Raw genomic sequence first — 16,479 nt, 5'->3', positions numbered from 1 at the left:
TCTTTTAGAGGTGATAGATATCAATCACTTGATTGATATAGTCATTTTTAAGCACCACATATTTGCTTAGGATTTTTAGTTCATCACCATAACAATCAATCACATAGCGTGACATGCCAAAGTAGCTATAGGTGGTTTTATAGCGGAAGCTCAAGGTGTTCCAGTTAAAGCGAACCGTGAGTTTATCTCCGTCGTGCTCTACAACTTCAACGTTGGCAATATTGTGGCAAGTACGGGTATCAGGCATGGTGGCAGAGGAGCGTTCAGTTTTGATACGGAATACGCGGTCTTCCAAACCTTGACGATCTGGATAATAAATCAGTGAGATTTCTGACTGCGGATCCTCAGTGAGTTGATCATTGTCATCCCACGCTGGCATCCAGAAACTGGCTTCTGGCGCATAGCAATTAATCCAGTCATCCCATTGTTCATCATCTAAAAAACGTGCTTCGCGGTAGAGAAACTGAGCAATATTTTCCAAGCTGGTTTTGTCTTGATTGCTCATGCGTTTTCTCCTTGAGCTGCGATTTCCTTCTCTGCGACAATGGCGTGTTTCATGGTATGCAACCAGTATTGATGTTGCGCCAGATAGAGACCTTCATCTTCGGTTTTAATGCCGCTGAGCATCGGTTTAAGGCCAATTTCATTGGCTGCATCATCGGGGCCATAAATCCAGTGTTTTGAACCACGACACATATCATTCCATTCCAGTGCGATGCCTGCATAACCAGCCTGACAGGCACGGAATTCTTCTAGATCATCGGGTGTGGCCATACCAGAGGCATTAAAGAAATCTTCGTATTGACGAATACGACGCGCACGTGCCTCTGGGGCTTCACCTTTCGGCGCAATACAGTAAATCGTGACTTCAGTGCGATCGACTGAAATAGGACGTAATACACGAATTTGCGAACCGAATTGATCCATCAAATACACGTTTGGATAAAGACATAAGTTGCGTGAACGTTCGATCATCCATTTCGACATCGCTGCGCCGTATTTCTTGGTATATTCGTCTGCCTTCGGAAAGTTTGGACGATCTTCTGGATTGGCCCATTGCGTCCATAGCAACATATGACCATTTTCAAAACCATAAGAACCGCCGCCTTGTTTACCCCAAGACCCAGCACTCATGGCACGAATATTATCAGCAGCTTGAGTCTCTTTGCGGTGTTGTGTGGTTGCGGCATAGTTCCAGTGCACCGCTGAAACGTGATAACCATCGGCACCATTTTCAGCAGTCAGTTTCCAGTTCCCTTCATAGGTATAAGAGGAGGTACCGCGCAGAACTTCTAAACCATGTTCGGATTGATCGACAATCATGTCGATGATTTTGCTGGTTTCACCTAAGAATTCTTCAAGCGAAGGCACATCTGGATTGAGACTGCCAAACAAGAAACCTTTGTAGTTTTCAAAACGAGCGACTTTTTTCAGGTCATGTGAACCGTCTTGGTTAAAGCAATCTGAATAACCTGCTTCACTTGGGTCTTTAACTTTGAGGAGTTTGCCTGAGTTGTTAAAGGTCCAACCGTGGAAAGGGCAAGTGTAAGTGGCCTTATTACCGCGTTTATGACGGCAAAGTTGCGCACCACGATGCGAACAGGCATTGATCATGGCATTCAGTTCACCGTTACGGTTGCGGGCGATAATGACAGGTTGACGACCAATATGGGTGGTGTAGAAATCGTTGTTATTGGGGATTTGGCTTTCATGTGCAAGATAAACCCAATTGCCTTCAAAAATGTATTTCATTTCAAGGTCAAATAAGGCTTGATCGGTAAATACTGAGCGATGAAGTTTAAATTCACCCGTGTCGATATTATCGACCAGTAATTCATCAATGCGGTCAAGATGGCTGGTATTGATTACAGGAATACGTGGCATTTCCGTTCTCCGACTTTCCAAAAATGTGGAAGTCATCGAGTTGCGCTTAAAGCGTCTCGATATCCTAATAAGTTGAATGTGGCGAGTGTTGTGGCTTTAACCGATAAGGATGAATGTGGGCAGCTGGAATCTAGCGGAAGCGATTCATAACTTCATCGGTTTATCTCTTGTCTATACCTTAAAAGAATGAGTAAACTCTGTCTAAGACCGAATTTATATTTATATATATCTTAAAGGTATGGAAACCTCATGGAATTACGTCATTTACGGTATTTTGTTGCTGTTGTTGAAGAACAGAGCTTCACCAAGGCCGCAGAAAAACTATTTATTGCTCAACCCCCTTTGAGTCGGCAGATTCAAAATTTGGAAAGTGAGTTGGGTATTCAACTATTTGAACGGGGGAGCCGACCTCTACAAACCACACCTGCTGGGCATTTCTTTTATCAGCACGCGATTAAACTTTTGTCTAATGCTGAAGAAATTAAAAGTATGGCGAAGCGTATTGGACTGATTGAACGCAGTGTCACCATAGGTTTTGTTGGGTCGCTGCTTTATGGTCTATTGCCACGGATCATTTATTTATTTAGGCAGCAGCAGCCACATCTCAATATTCAACTGGTTGAAATGAGCACCACAGAACAACTGCAAGCCTTAAAAGAAGGACGCATTGATGTGGGCTTTGGACGTTTGCGGATTAGTGATCCTGCGGTCAGACGGATTTTATTGCGGAAGGAGCGATTGGTTGTAGCGGCGCATACCAGCCATCCCATTGCACAGCGAACGGAAGGGGTCTATCTGGCAGATCTGATTGACGAAAAGATGTTTATGTATCCCACTTCGCCGAAACCGAATTTTTCGACTCAACTGCTGAATATCTTTGCCGAGCATAGTCTCGTGCCGAAAAATATGCATCAAGTGCGTGAAATCCAGCTGGCTTTAGGACTGGTGGCCGCAGGTGAAGGTTTATGCGTGATTCCTGCCAGTGCCGATACCATTCGTTTTCCACATCTCAATTACATTCCAATTCTGGATAATGGTGCGGTTAGCCCAATTTTTCTGACGGCACGGGCAATGGATCGTAGTGAAGACTTGCAGCTATTATTTGATTGTGTTTATCAGGTCTATGATCTGGAAGGTATTCCGTATCAACGGACTGTGTTTACACTGGATCAGAATCCAATTGATGATTCCAATGGCATTGATTTTTAAACGCGTATAAAAATGCCTAGACTTCAAACAGCTAGGCATATTATTACTCGATAAGCTGACTCAGAATCTTGAATGTGATTATTTGCTTTGTAAGGTTTTTAAATCCTTCAATACCTGATCGGCATGAGTTTGAGTATTCACGCTGGTGTAGTGATACATCACCGCGCCTTGAGGATTAATCAAAAAACTCTCACGTTTGGCAATTTTAGTAATACCCAAGTTTCGTACGATGCCAAATTTAGTGGCTAGTTCACCCTGATCATCTGCAAGAATTGGGAAGGGCAGACCGAGCTTTTCTGAGAATTTCTGATGCGATGCGACATCATCTAGACTGACACCCAGAACCACAGCATTTGATTTGGTAAATTGTGGATACAGTGATTTAAATTGATTGGCTTCTTGGGTGCAACCTGCAGTGTTGTCTTTAGGGTAGAAATATAGCACCACCCATTTGCCTTTATATTGATTTAAGGTGTGCCATTTGCCAGTTTGATCTTGCAGTTTAAAGTCTGGTGCAGACTGTCCAACCCATTCTTTTTGTGCAGTATCTTGCTTAGAAAATAAGGTAGTTTGTGCGCTACTGAGCGTTGGTGCACTGAGTAAAAAAAGTGAACTACATAAAACGAGAACTTTGGACTTTATCGTATTCATCATGTTGATCTCAAAGTGTAATAGCATCTACTTTAGCAAATTTAGAGATTGGATGTAGTAGAAAATTCTTTACAGGTTTTGATTGACTCTAATGGAATGGTGAATTTAAAAGAAGTAGAAATAGATGAAAAGTTGGCACAGTTTTTTCATTAAATACGCAGCAACAAAAAAGGAGTAATTCTTTTAACTTAGTCAATTAGATTGAGTGGTGAAAAATAAATATGAATGATTATTTGAAAATGATGAGATTGTAATGAATAAAATAAACACTTTTTTATTAAGTGCCGATGATGCAGATAAAACTTTTTTATCTCTGCAAAATGATGAATTATATTTATATATTCCAGATGTTAAATATAAAGATATACAAGCGTTGAAAGATCGGTATCAATTTTTAATAGATGGATCTAAAAGTGAAAATGAAGTGTGGTTAAACTGGATCATTTATCACGACTTAGAGAAGAAAGAGCCCATAGGAACTCTTCAGGCAACAATTTTTAAGGATGAGCAAAAGGCTTACATTGGCTACGTTATTTATAGAAAATTTTGGAATCAAGGTTATGGAACTTTGGCCTTAAATTGGCTTGAAAATTGTCTAGAGGAAAATGAAGATGTTAAAATTTTAGAGGCTTATGTCGATTATCGGAATATCTTTTCGAAAAAAATTCTTGAGAAACTGGGGTTTGAAAAAATCCATGAAGAAAATAATGATTATGTATATCAAAAGCGAATTAAATAATCTTCCTCATAATTTATAAGTAGTAAATAAGTTATATTTTTATTGGTGGTTCATTTGCTAGATATATTTAAATTGAATAGCGATTTAGAAAAAGAAAAGGAAAATCAATGGATGTTGGTGCGGTTCTGATTAAATTAAAAGCAAATAGGCAGGCTGAGGTCGAGGCTTGGCAGCAAGAAATTCAACAACGCAAAGCAGAAGCCATTCAAACACTTCAAGCTGAAGGGGTAACAATTGAATCTTGGTTTCAACTTGAATTGAATGGCGATCATTATTTACTTGCCTATACGCGAGCTAAAGATATTGCACATGCACAACAGGTAGCAAGAAATAGTAGCTTTGAGATTGATCAAGTTCATCGACAGTTCAAGCAACATTGGGAGCAAGTGATTTCAGCGCAGCTTTTGGTAGATTTGGAAAATAATGAGCAGTGTTAATCAGGGTATACTGCATTGAAGTTTTTGGAAATGAGCAAGCACGTGACCTATAAGATTCTACTCATCACGGGATGGGGCGGTGGTTCCGAATTATTAAAACCCTTACATGAGGCTTTGGAACAAAAGGGACATAGCGTTGAGCGGCTTAATATTTTTAATGCTCTCGATAATGACATTTTGCAACAGCATGTCGATCTTGCAGCGAAGTTTGATGTGATTGTCGGATGGTCGCTTGGCGGACAACTGGCAACTTTATTGGTCAATCAAATCCAACAACAATATGCTGAGCAAAAAGTTTTAATCACTTTAGCGTCAAATCCATGTTTTGTGGCTCAAGCAGATTGGACGACTGCAATGCCTGTTGAAACCTTTATGCAATTTAAACAGTCATTTGAACAGGATGCCATTACCACGCTAAAACGGTTTGGCTTATTGGTCTGTCAAGGTGCAAGTTCGGCAAAGAAAGATTTCGTAGCTATGCAGAAATTGATTCGTCCACAACCGATTGCATTGCTTAGAGATGGGTTAGAATTGCTGGAGCAATTAAACTTGGTTGAGTTGTATAAAAATTATCAAGGTAGGCAGTTGCATGTCTTTGCCGAGTATGATGCTTTAGTTCCTTACCAAATTGTGCGAAAAACTGAAGATTTAGCTGCAAAGAGTTTGTCTGTGGTTTCTGTGGAAGGGGCTTCACACGGTTTTCCGTGCTTTATGGTTGAGCAGACTGTGCAAATAATTGAAGATTTTATTCAACAGACGGTTTAATCTTGCTTGAATTGAAAATTCTCGCAATATATTTTAGATTTTGACAAGTTTAAGATAAAGTTTATTTTATAGGCCTAACGGAATCGTGCCGAGTGCTCATCCATTTTTAGGATATGCCTTCGGCGACTTACTTTTCTTTCGGGAAAAGTAGGCAAAACCATTTGTCATCTGCAAAACCTGTTCACTTCTTCCACTTTTTCTTTTGATCTAGTGTACTAAGCCTTGTATCTTGTTTATATCACGCAGGTTGCAGATGACATTTCCGAGTATCTAAAAGCGTGATTAGGCTGATGGAAAATTTTGAAGAAATAGCAGCAAATGAGGTAGAGGATGACCGATTTATTTGATTTAGAACATATATGGCATCCCTATACTTCGATGTTAAATCCACTGCCAACTTTTAAAGTCAAACGTGCTTACGGTGCGACGATTGAACTAGAAGATGGTCGAACTTTGGTTGATGGCATGTCGTCATGGTGGTGTGCGATTCATGGTTATAACCATCCTGAACTCAACCAAGCAGTTACAGATCAATTGCAGAACATGGCGCATATCATGTTTGGCGGTCTGACCCATGAACCTGCAATTGAGTTAGGCAAATTATTATTAAAAATTACGCCGCCGAGTTTAGATAAGATTTTCTACGCAGACTCAGGTTCGGTTGCCGTAGAAGTAGCGTTAAAAATGGCAGTTCAATATTGGGCTGCATTAAACAAACCAGAAAAAACCAATTTTATTACCACCCGTTCTGGCTATCATGGCGATACCTGGAATGCGATGTCTGTCTGTGACCCAGTCACAGGAATGCATCAGATTTTTGGTACAAGTTTACCGAATCGAATTTTTGTACCCGCGCCACAAAGTCGCTTCGATGGAGAATGGAATCCGCAAGATATTCAGGAACTCAAACAGCAGATTGAACAGCATCATCACAGCATTGCTGCACTGATTATTGAGCCGATTGTACAGGGTGCAGGCGGCATGCGTTTTTATCATCCTGAATATTTACGTCAAGCCAAAGCATTGTGTGAGCAATACAATTTATTGCTGATCTTTGATGAGATTGCCACGGGTTTTGGACGTACAGGCAAAATGTTTGCATGGGAACACGCGCAGGTCGAACCCGATATCATGTGTATTGGTAAGGGCTTAACGGGCGGTTATATGACACTGTCTGCGACCTTAACCACCAAGCAGGTGGCTGAAAGCATTAGTCGTGGTGAAGCGGGTGTATTTATGCATGGCCCGACCTTTATGGCGAATCCACTGGCGTGTGCAGTTGCATTAAGAAGTACTCAACTGCTGGTGGAACAGGATTGGCAAGCCAATATTCAACGGATTGAAAAAATTCTTACCGAACAGTTAAAGGATTTAGCCCAGCTCGATCATGTTGCTGATGTACGGGTTTTAGGGGCGATTGGTGTGGTTGAATTAACTACCAATGTTGATATGAAAACCTTACAGCAACAGTTTGTGGAACGGGGTATTTGGGTACGACCATTTGGAAAATTGGTCTATGTAATGCCGCCGTATGTGATTAGCGATGATGAACTCCATTATTTATTAGCACAGATGAGTGAGGTGGTAAAAAATATGCAAGGAGTAAATGCCAATGTCCTTGCTTGATCATTATGCCGAGCAGCTTGAGCAACTTAAGCAACAGGGCAATTTCCGCCAATTCACTTCAAATCAACAATCTGGACGATGGATCACGATTCAAGATCGAACCATGTTGAATCTCGCATCCAACGACTATTTAGGTTTGGCCGCTGATTTGCTTTTAAGAGAAGAATTTCTTGATACGCTGAAAATCGAACGAGCACTCTTTAGTTCATCTTCTTCACGCTTGCTCACGGGTAATTTTGCAGAATATGAACAATTTGAAAATAGCCTAAGCAAAGCCTTTGGTCGTGCTGCCTTACTCTTTAATAGTGGCTACCACATGAATATCGGTATTTTGCCTGCTTTATGTGATAGCAAAACCGTGATTCTGGCCGATAAATTGGTACATGCCAGTATGATTGATGGCATTCGACTTTCGACTGCTCAATATGTACGTTATCGCCATAATGATTTGCAACATCTGGAACAGTTATTGCAAAAGTATCATCAAGATGAGCAAATTGAACGCATTATTGTGGTGACTGAAAGTATTTTTAGTATGGATGGCGATGAGACAGATTTAGCTGCATTGGCGCAGTTAAAACAGCGTTATGTCAAAACCATGTTGTATGTCGATGAAGCACATGCGATTGGCGTCAGGGGTGAGCAAGGTCTGGGTTGTGCTGAACATTATGGCGTATTGGATCAGATTGACTTTTTGGTTGGAACCTTTGGCAAAGCAATTGCTTCGGTAGGCGGCTATATCATTTGTGATTCAATCATTCGTGATTATCTGATCAATAAAATGCGCCCATTGATTTTTAGTACAGCTTTACCTCCAATCTCGATAGCATGGTCAGATTTTATTTTTAATAAAGTGCTGAGCATGCGGCAACATCGTCAGCACTTGGCTGAGATCAGTCAGTATTTACAGCAAGCGGTGATTGCAAAAGGTTTCTCGAGCCCATCCAGCAGTCATATCATTCCAATTATCTTGGGTGAAAGCCAAGCTGCGATTGAAAAAGCACGCTATGTACAACAACAAGGTTTTTATGCCATGCCGGTACGCCCACCAACAGTGCCACAGAATAGTTCACGCCTACGAATTTCTTTAACCTCTTTGGTGCAAAAAAACGAATTGGAGCAATTGGTGGAGTGTTTGTGAGCATCAATAAAGCACTGGTTGCGCAACGTTTTGCCAAAGCAGGGCAAAGCTATGTCGAGCATGCTGTGGTACAGAAACAGATTAGTGCGCAATTATTTGAATATCTGAAAGCATATTATCCACACAACTTGGACTCAGTTCTTGAGATTGGTTGTGGTTCGGGTAATCTCACTCATTTGTTTCAGCCCTATTTTCAGGTTGAACAGCTGTTTTTAAACGATTTATATGACGATGTAGAGCAGCATTTTTCAAGCGTCGATAAGATCAATTGGTTGATCGGTGATATTGAGCAACTGGTGTTACCGCAATGTTTGGATGCAGTGATTTCCAGTTCTGCTTTGCAATGGATGATGGATCTGCCCGCGTTATTACAACGGATTCAAGTGGCGTTAAACCCTCATGGATATTTCGGCTTTTCTACCTTTGGTCCTGATAATCTCACTGAAATTAAGCAACTGACAGGACAGGGTTTAAATTATATCGATTGTGATGTGCTACAACAGCAGTTGCAACAGCAAGGCTTTGAAATTCTATTAATACAGCAAGATCATAAGCAGGTTTATTTTGATCATCCAAAATCGGTATTGCAGCATTTAAAAGCCACAGGCGTGACAGCAACAGCTCAATCGCATCGCTGGACTAAGCAATCTTTACAGCAATTTTATTCAGATTATCAACAGTTTTATGATGAGCCGGGTTTTCGTCTGACTTATCATCCGATTTATGTGATTGCGCGGAGAACAGCATGAGTGCAGCAATTTATTTTGTCAGCGGTATAGATACTGAAATTGGTAAAACTTATGCCACTGGTTATCTCGCCAAGCTTTGGACCGAACAGGGACAGCGTGTCATTACCCAAAAATTAGTACAAACGGGAAATGTAGATATCTCCGAAGATATCGAAAAACATCGTGAAATTATGGGCAGTGGTTGGTTTCAGGAAGACCATGAAAAGCTGACCATGCCTGAGATTTTTACCTATCCAGCGTCACCGCATTTAGCCACACGTTTGGATGGGCGTGATCTGGATTTTGCCAAGATCGAAGCTGCGACTAAAGAATTGGCTCAGCGTTTTGAGGTGGTGTTGTTAGAAGGTGCTGGTGGTTTAATGGTACCTTTAACCACAGAATTGTTGACGATTGATTATATCGTTCAGCATCAATTTCCTGTGATTTTAGTGACTTCTGGGCGTTTGGGTAGTATTAATCATACTTTATTGAGTTTAGAGGCTTTAAAGCAGCGTGGTTTGAGTTTACATGCTTTGGTGTATAACTTAAAGGATGAGTCGAAAGATCCACTTATTTCGAAAGATACCGCCGATTATTTAAAAGCTTATTTGGCGAAGCATTTTCCTGATGCGCAATGGATTGAATTGGAAAAGTTTAACTCATTCTAGGTATTTATTGTCTAGTAAATATCTGTGATCGTGGAGGGCGGCAAGGATGCCGCCAAGTTAGACTGCGGTAGCAAGGACGTACCGTCAGTCTAACAAAAGATTTTTGTTACTTTTCATCTTTGAAAAGTAAGAGGGTTTCCCTATGATTGGATGAGTGCTTGGAGAGACTCCGTCAAGATCGCTTTCAGATTTAATCTCTAAAGAGAAATCATAATGAATAAAAAGAAATTTATTTTTATAACACTTTGTCTATCAAGTCTAATCTCGACTACTCACGCTGCTGTACCTAGCGATAAGGCCATTATTAGTTGGATCACCAACTTACAAGATTCAAATGCCAATCCACCCCAAGCGATTCAGATTGATTCTACTGAAGCAGTAAAACTGATCTCAGGAGAAGAAGCTTATTTATCGGGCGTAAGTTTTGAAAATGCAGGACGTAATTTTTGGGCTGGCTATGTATTAACCCGTCCAAAATTAAAACAGGCTCGAATCTTAAAAGAGTTTGGTGGCCAATCGAATAGCTTTAAAGTGCATCCAACCGTTTATAAAGGTAAACCGATTCAACTGATCGAAATTGAAAGTGCAGGCTCAGGACAAGGTACTGTTGAATCGAGTAAAAGTTTGGTTTATTTAAATCAATGGACAAGCAAGCTGATTGCAGAGGTCGAAGAGTCTTCATATGACGGACGCTATGATGAAAAACTGGGCGCAGAAGATTGCCGTACAGGCCGAGATAATTCAGGCTATTTAAATGTGATGCCTTATTCACCTTATGTGATTCGAACCACCGTGACAGGGGATGCCTGTAATAATAAACCACAAGGCTATAAGGTGAGTAGTAAACTTATTCCTGTTGTCATCAATGAAATAAAATAAAAAAGGCTAACAAGCGAACTTGTTAGCGTAGGAGTAAAATTGTAGTTATCTGATTAATTTTTTGTTTTTATTATTTAGTTATTACTGACGATACCGATTTTGGTGACATTACTCTGTTGAGCGAGTGCCATCACCATCGCGATATTCTTGTATTCAGCCTGTGCATCAGGCTTAAACTTAATCTGATCCTGATCAGCTTTTTGAGCAACCGAATCAAACAGGGCTTTTAAGGCTGAACGATCAGCAACCGTTTGATCATTCCAAAAAATATGCCCTTGCGCATCAACCCGTAAATTAATGGTTTCGGGTGGCTTCTGATCTGTTGGCGGTGGTGGTGTGCCATTTGGCAAATTAATGTTAATGGCGTTGTTTGGAATTGGGATGGTGATAATGAACATAATCAGCAGCACCAACATGACATCAATCAGCGGTGTCATGTTGACGTCGAGCATCACATCTTCTTCATCATTTTTTGAACCCACATTCATACCCATGTGTGATTCTCCTATTATGGTGTAGAAGCAGGGGGAGTCGTAACAAAAGCGATTTTCCCAATCCCTGCTTGCTGTGTTGTGCTGATCACCTGATCTATCGCTTCATAATGTGTCTGTTGATCGCCACGAATATGAACCTCAGGCTGTGGACGTTTTTGCGCTTCAGCTTGTAAACGGGCAAGTAACGTTTCTTTATTTGCAACGTGCTGTTCATTCCAGAAAATATCCCCCGTTTTATTGACGGAAAGCTGGATATTTTGTGGTGTGGTGGCATAAGGTGTATTTTTTTCTTCAGGTAGTTTTACCGGAACAGTGTGTGTGACCACTGGAACTGTGATTAAAAAGATAATCAGCAGTACCAGCATGATGTCGACCAGCGGAGTCGTGTTAATCGTCCCGATGACATCATCGTCACTTTGATCTGAATTAATCATCATGCCCATAATGGTGTTCCTTATTTAGAATCACGGTTTGGATGATTACTGTTTAAGTCACCACTAAGTAATACGGCATGTAGGTCTGAGCCAAATGAGCGAACATTGTCCATCACCGCTTTATTACGACGGGTTAACCAGTTATAACCAAGTACGGCAGGAACAGCCACAGCAAGACCAATTGCGGTCATAATCAGTGCTTCACCGACAGGTCCAGCAACTTTATCAATTGATGCTTGGCCTGAAATACCGATTGCAGTAAGCGCGTGATAAATCCCCCAAACTGTTCCAAATAAGCCGACAAATGGTGCGGTTGAACCCACAGTGGCAAGGAAGGCTAGGCCATTGCTTAAGTGACTTTGTACTTTTTCGATTGCACGTTGAATTGAGATTGTTACCCATGTGTTGAAATCAATACGTTCTAATAAGGTGCCATCGTGATGTTTGGTTGAGCGAATGCCTTTTTCAGCAATATAACGGTAGCTACTATTGCTATTTAAACTTTCTGCAGCACTATTTAAAGACTCTGCTTCCCAAAAATGACGTTCAGCTTCTGTGCCATGGCGTTTAATTTTACTTTGTTGGAACACTTTCGACAGAATGATGTACCACGTTCCAATCGACATTAATACCAAGATAAATAGTGTTGATTTTGCGACTAAGTCACCTTCGCGCCATAGGGCTTCTAAACCATAAGGGTTATGTACTTTTTCAACAGTTGCAGGTAACGGAGGCGGGGTTGGTGCTGCTTGTGCTGCGGCATCAGTCGCTACTGTCGTTACGGCTGTGGTTTGCGTGGTTTCATCCGCCCACACGCTTGCAACTGGAAGTAAGGTCGTACCTGCGATGAGGCCAATTGCTGCGATTCGAGAAATACGTTTTGCTGTGTTTGTCATCTTTAAATTCTCCAAAAATTTGTTTGTTCAATGCATTTAATTAGGAAATCGTGAATGGATATTCGATTTCGTACCATTCTTGTTGTGGTACACCGTCTTTCATCGCTGCTTTAAAAGTACACAGGCTATACGCTTTAATAGCCGCCTTATCTAAGCTTTTACTGCCACTTGATTTCTTGACTTTTGAGTCAATGACTTTGCCTGAACCATCAACCAGTACACGAATACGCACCGTACCTTCTTCTTCATTCATCAAGGCTTCACGTGGATATTCAGGTTTTTGGCAGCCCGCTTCGCCTTCAGAAACGCCGCGTGAAATTCCTGCGGGTTTAGCTGGAGCCGCAGGTGCGGCAGGCGCTGTTGGAGCAGCAACAGGACTCGGACTTGCTGCAGTAGGCGTAGGTGTTGGTGTAGCAACAGCCGTTTTGGTAGGTTGAGCTGGGGCTGGTTTTTGCACAGGTGTGACTTTCTCCACCTGTTTAGGTGGGTCAGGCATCTTGGCCACTTTTTCGACCATTTTCGGTGGCTCGGGTGGCTTTTCTTTAGGTTTTGGTTCCTCTGGTTTTGGAGGCGGTGGTGGTTTGATGTCCTGAATAATCTGTAGTTCTACAGGCTTATCGACAGGCTTGCTAAAGTCGGTCGCTAAACTTGTCATCAGAATATAGGCGATAATGAGATGTAGAAATAACACCAGACCAATACCGACAAGGCGTTTGGCAGGTTGATTTTCATTCTCAGAAAAGGGGATGCCCATAATTACTCCTGAAATTGTAATCATGGATTCATCGTCGTTTGGAGGAAGGGATCAATTAAAAATTGATACTAACCGCTTTAATTTTTGATGAATCAGAGGATTACGGTAAACCACTACAACAGAAGGAACATCATGTCGTAGTGGCGAAACACATTAAAATTTATAAGTACCGCGGGCGAAGTAAGTTCGGCCTGTTACATCACCAAAACGTGGGTCATAGCCATACTGGAAATTCTCCAAGGTGTTAGATGCTGCTGGTTCTTCATCAAAGATATTTTTAATACCGAGCGTTAAATCCAGATTTTTGAAACCACGGTACGTGCCCGAAACGTTATAAAGGGTATAGTCACTGACACGATGATTCTTATAACCGTCATCAAGATTTTCTGAGTTTTGATCTTTATAGCCGCGTGTGAATTGCTGTTGGAAATTTAGTGACCAGTCTTCATAGCTCCAGTTAAGATTTGCGACATGTTTCCAACGAATGGTTGGTCCATCATCCTTGTAAACACCTAAACTACTGATCCACTCACCATCTTTTTCATTTTGATATTCGTATTTGGTGACATAGGTTCCATCAATTCCAAAGCCAAAACGACCAGTTGATGTGACAGGAGTTAAATAGTTCAGGCTGACATCAAAACCTTGAGTTTTTAAATTGCCCATGTTCTGCATAGTTGTAATGATATAGTCGATTGAACCATCTGCTTTACGAACAAATTTGTCTTTATATTTATCTGGGCTTTCAAAAATGGTCGATGCTTCAAGTGCCGAGATTTGATTTTTAACTTCGACATTGTAGTAATCTAGAGAGAACACAAGGTTTTTGATTGGTTCAAGTACAAAACCCGCTGTGATCGACGTCGATTTTTCAGGCTCTAACTCTTTGTTACCGCCCTGCATACGATCAAACTGCTGATCACAGTCACGAGCCTGACTACCATCAGGGGTAGCTTTGCCCCCTGGGCATAAAATCGGGTCACTGTTACTTGGTGATAACGTTCGACTATTGGTTTTATTGATTTCATATAAGGTTGGTGCGCGGAAGCCTGTACTATATGAAGTACGGAACATTAGTTGTTTAAGTGGTTCCCAACGTAAAGCAATTTTTGGATTAAAGGTATCACCGACATCACTATAATTGTCGTAGCGCGCTGCAATTTGTGCTTCTAACGTTTTATGTAATGGGATTTGTAGTTCGGTAAATACCGATGAAATATCGCGCTTGCCTTCCTGATGTGGATTGTTTGGATCAGTCCCAAGGCTTGGTAAACGAGCAGCGAGATCTGAATTTACAGTAGAATCCCACTTATCATGGCGGAAACTGCCGCCAAATGCGAAACCTACATCACCAGCAGGTAAGGTATAAATTGGTCGGCTTGCAGTAAAATCGACTGTACTCGATTCTAATTTTGCTTTGTTGTAATCTCCAGAAAGTGAGAGTTTGTTCCAAAGATTCGGATCATCTCCAGCTGCCTGTGGACCAAATGGATTAAGTTGGCCAGCATCTAAAGCGGATTGCACGGCAGCCTTATCTAAATATCCACTGCTTGCTGTCTCGGTGACGGCACTGCGTGCATAGCTGACACCTGTATTGATATCCCAACCATATGCTTCACCTTCAAGGCCAGCAAAAACTCGGTGAGATTCATTCTCGGTATCACTGATGCGATTGCCGGCTTGTGAGCGGAGTGAGAGTAGAAGTGGTTCACCACTGAGGCCCGCAACAGTCGGTACTAAACCATTGCCTGGATAATACTTACTATTCTTACTAATTGAGACTTTATTATTGCCGTTATAGACATCTGGTGCGACTGAGGTTGAGACCTTGTTATTGGCATAAACATATTCACCAATAGCGTTGAAGCTATCATTTAGCTTCAGTGTTAAACGACCCATTGCCGAAATATCTTCTGTTTTCGGTACGATTCCAATCAGGTTTTGAGTGTTTAACAGGCAAATTTTATCAAGCGCTTCAGTACCTGCATAACCTCCACAGCCCGTTGCTGCATAAGGATTTCCACTGGCTCCATTTTTAGAATCAACGAAATTGGCAGGAAAAGAGGCTGAACTTCGTGCATCAAGACCAAGTTCGGGAATCAGGCTGCCTTTTGCACTAACCTTTCTATCTTTAGCCATGATGTCATTGCCATGGCGATAATCAACTACACCAAATACATTAAAACCATTATCTTCAAGGTCGCCATAACCACCAAAAATACTGAAGTCTTGGGTATCACCACCTTTGTGTTCAGGTTGAGTAAGACCACCACTGATATTTAGTCCAGTGAATTGTTTTTTGGTGATGAAGTTAATAACCCCACCAATTGCATCCGTACCATAAATTGCAGAAGCACCATCACGGACGATTTCGATACGTTCTAGCATAGCGAGGGGAATGATATTTAAATTGGTCACACCACTATCAAATGCACTAGCAGCCAAACGGCGACCATTGAGTAAAATCAAAGTTTTATTTTCGCCAACGCCTCGTAAATTGGCTGTTGCTCCTGCTGTGCCAGAACGCCCGACATTTTGTGAAGTCACAAAACCAGCTTGGTTGGCAGTAATTTTGGTCAGTGCTTCTTCTGTCGTAGTCACCCCTTGTTTCAGAATCTCGTCTACTTTGACAATGGTAATGGGTGATGCGCTTTGCGCTGCAACGCCTTTAATTGATGAACCTGTAACCGCGACTTTTACAACTTTGGTTGGCTTTTCCTCTGATGATGACTCAGCTTCGGCAGCATGAGCCATGGTTAAACACAGCATACTTAAACTGAGCGTACTGAGTTTAAGTATGGTTTTGCTCGCTTTTGGCAGAGCAGTTGGTTGAGCGAAGTTGGCTTTTTTCATTGATTATTTAACCCCTAAATGGATTGCCACTCTAAAAATTCAATAAATCCGTTTTAGCAAGAGCTGTGCCAAACCCTATTTTTAGATTTCGCTTAATGTAGAATAAAATGTGTAAAAGTGTTTTAGTTTTTATATATAAGCTTTTCATATTTTTACTAAATATTAAAAATATTGAAATAATTTTAAATGCTCATTAGTTGCCATAAAGTTCCAAATAATGTGTTGTTTTGCAGTGCATTAAAATGAATCATAAAGTTTTATTTTTGCTTTTTTGTGGTGCGTAATGGCTTTTATTGCTATAAAACATTAGGTTTGTTATTT

At 41.2% G+C, this 16,479-nt stretch carries 17 protein-coding genes; 9 read left to right on the top strand and 8 right to left on the bottom strand.

The window, feature by feature from the left end; genetic code table 11:
* Window positions 1-4: 4 nt before the first annotated feature.
* The gene (gene benB, locus GBI66_RS10145; protein ID WP_151715997.1) at window positions 5-505 is read right to left on the bottom strand and encodes a benzoate 1,2-dioxygenase small subunit; all 501 of its coding nucleotides are present in this window, start codon (window positions 503-505) and stop codon (window positions 5-7) included.
* Window positions 502-1,884, bottom strand: a complete 1,383-nt coding sequence (benA, locus tag GBI66_RS10140; protein ID WP_151715996.1) for a benzoate 1,2-dioxygenase large subunit — start codon at window positions 1,882-1,884, stop codon at window positions 502-504. The genes benB and benA overlap by 4 nt, the downstream gene beginning before the upstream one ends.
* A 249-nt stretch (window positions 1,885-2,133) precedes the next feature.
* On the opposite strand from benA, the gene GBI66_RS10135 reads away from it, so the two are divergent.
* Window positions 2,134-3,093: a LysR family transcriptional regulator gene (locus GBI66_RS10135; RefSeq protein WP_151715995.1), complete on the top strand. Its 960-nt coding sequence runs from the start codon at window positions 2,134-2,136 to the stop codon at window positions 3,091-3,093.
* Window positions 3,094-3,171: 78 nt separating this feature from the next.
* Here GBI66_RS10135 and GBI66_RS10130 read toward each other — a convergent pair whose 3' ends face one another.
* A complete protein-coding gene (locus GBI66_RS10130) occupies window positions 3,172-3,747 on the bottom strand; it encodes a peroxiredoxin (protein WP_005191107.1) in 576 nt (191 codons plus the stop codon).
* Window positions 3,748-3,997: 250 nt separating this feature from the next.
* Between GBI66_RS10130 and GBI66_RS10125 the strand changes: the two genes are divergently transcribed.
* The 8 genes from GBI66_RS10125 to GBI66_RS10090 all read left to right on the top strand — a co-directional run bounded on the left by GBI66_RS10125 (window position 3,998) and on the right by GBI66_RS10090 (window position 10,727).
* Complete coding sequence (locus tag GBI66_RS10125; RefSeq protein WP_151715994.1) at window positions 3,998-4,483, top strand: GNAT family N-acetyltransferase; 486 nt, start codon at window positions 3,998-4,000, stop codon at window positions 4,481-4,483.
* Between the two features lie 107 nt (window positions 4,484-4,590).
* Window positions 4,591-4,920 carry a DUF6176 family protein gene (locus tag GBI66_RS10120; protein WP_151715993.1) on the top strand — a complete coding sequence of 110 codons (330 nt, stop codon included), beginning with the start codon at window positions 4,591-4,593 and terminating at the stop codon, window positions 4,918-4,920.
* Window positions 4,921-4,962: 42 nt separating this feature from the next.
* Window positions 4,963-5,685 carry an alpha/beta fold hydrolase gene (locus tag GBI66_RS10115; RefSeq protein ID WP_151715992.1) on the top strand — a complete coding sequence of 241 codons (723 nt, stop codon included), beginning with the start codon at window positions 4,963-4,965 and terminating at the stop codon, window positions 5,683-5,685.
* A 330-nt stretch (window positions 5,686-6,015) separates the two neighbouring features.
* Window positions 6,016-7,311: an adenosylmethionine--8-amino-7-oxononanoate transaminase gene (gene bioA / locus GBI66_RS10110; RefSeq protein ID WP_151715991.1), complete on the top strand. Its 1,296-nt coding sequence runs from the start codon at window positions 6,016-6,018 to the stop codon at window positions 7,309-7,311.
* On the top strand, window positions 7,298-8,452 hold the full coding sequence (locus tag GBI66_RS10105) for an 8-amino-7-oxononanoate synthase (RefSeq protein WP_151715990.1): 1,155 nt from the start codon (window positions 7,298-7,300) through the stop codon (window positions 8,450-8,452). Before bioA ends, GBI66_RS10105 begins: the two co-directional genes overlap by 14 nt.
* Window positions 8,449-9,201, top strand: coding sequence for a malonyl-ACP O-methyltransferase BioC (gene bioC / locus GBI66_RS10100; RefSeq protein WP_151715989.1), 753 nt, complete (start codon window positions 8,449-8,451; stop codon window positions 9,199-9,201). Before GBI66_RS10105 ends, bioC begins: the two co-directional genes overlap by 4 nt.
* Window positions 9,198-9,848 carry a dethiobiotin synthase gene (bioD, locus tag GBI66_RS10095; RefSeq protein ID WP_151715988.1) on the top strand — a complete coding sequence of 217 codons (651 nt, stop codon included), beginning with the start codon at window positions 9,198-9,200 and terminating at the stop codon, window positions 9,846-9,848. Before bioC ends, bioD begins: the two co-directional genes overlap by 4 nt.
* 213 nt (window positions 9,849-10,061) lie before the next feature.
* Window positions 10,062-10,727 carry a hypothetical protein gene (locus GBI66_RS10090; protein ID WP_151715987.1) on the top strand — a complete coding sequence of 222 codons (666 nt, stop codon included), beginning with the start codon at window positions 10,062-10,064 and terminating at the stop codon, window positions 10,725-10,727.
* Window positions 10,728-10,801: 74 nt separating this feature from the next.
* Here the strand turns inward: GBI66_RS10090 and GBI66_RS10085 are convergent, their stop codons facing one another.
* From GBI66_RS10085 to GBI66_RS10065, 5 genes are all read right to left on the bottom strand, one after another.
* The gene (locus GBI66_RS10085) at window positions 10,802-11,221 is read right to left on the bottom strand and encodes a biopolymer transporter ExbD (RefSeq protein ID WP_005210876.1); all 420 of its coding nucleotides are present in this window, start codon (window positions 11,219-11,221) and stop codon (window positions 10,802-10,804) included.
* Between the two features lie 14 nt (window positions 11,222-11,235).
* On the bottom strand, window positions 11,236-11,664 hold the full coding sequence (locus tag GBI66_RS10080) for a biopolymer transporter ExbD (protein WP_004804911.1): 429 nt from the start codon (window positions 11,662-11,664) through the stop codon (window positions 11,236-11,238).
* Between the two features lie 11 nt (window positions 11,665-11,675).
* Window positions 11,676-12,551, bottom strand: coding sequence for a MotA/TolQ/ExbB proton channel family protein (locus GBI66_RS10075; protein ID WP_151715986.1), 876 nt, complete (start codon window positions 12,549-12,551; stop codon window positions 11,676-11,678).
* A 40-nt stretch (window positions 12,552-12,591) separates the two neighbouring features.
* Window positions 12,592-13,305, bottom strand: a complete 714-nt coding sequence (locus GBI66_RS10070) for a TonB family protein (RefSeq protein ID WP_151715985.1) — start codon at window positions 13,303-13,305, stop codon at window positions 12,592-12,594.
* Between the two features lie 153 nt (window positions 13,306-13,458).
* A complete protein-coding gene (locus tag GBI66_RS10065; protein ID WP_151715984.1) occupies window positions 13,459-16,158 on the bottom strand; it encodes a TonB-dependent receptor in 2,700 nt (899 codons plus the stop codon).
* Between the last annotated feature and the right edge of the window lie 321 nt (window positions 16,159-16,479).

The organism is Acinetobacter sp. TUM15071 (genome assembly GCF_008980925.1).
GTDB classification, from domain to species: domain Bacteria; phylum Pseudomonadota; class Gammaproteobacteria; order Pseudomonadales; family Moraxellaceae; genus Acinetobacter; species Acinetobacter dispersus.
The sequence above is the reverse complement of the archived record's forward strand: the minus strand, read 5'-3'. Positions and strand labels throughout refer to the sequence as shown.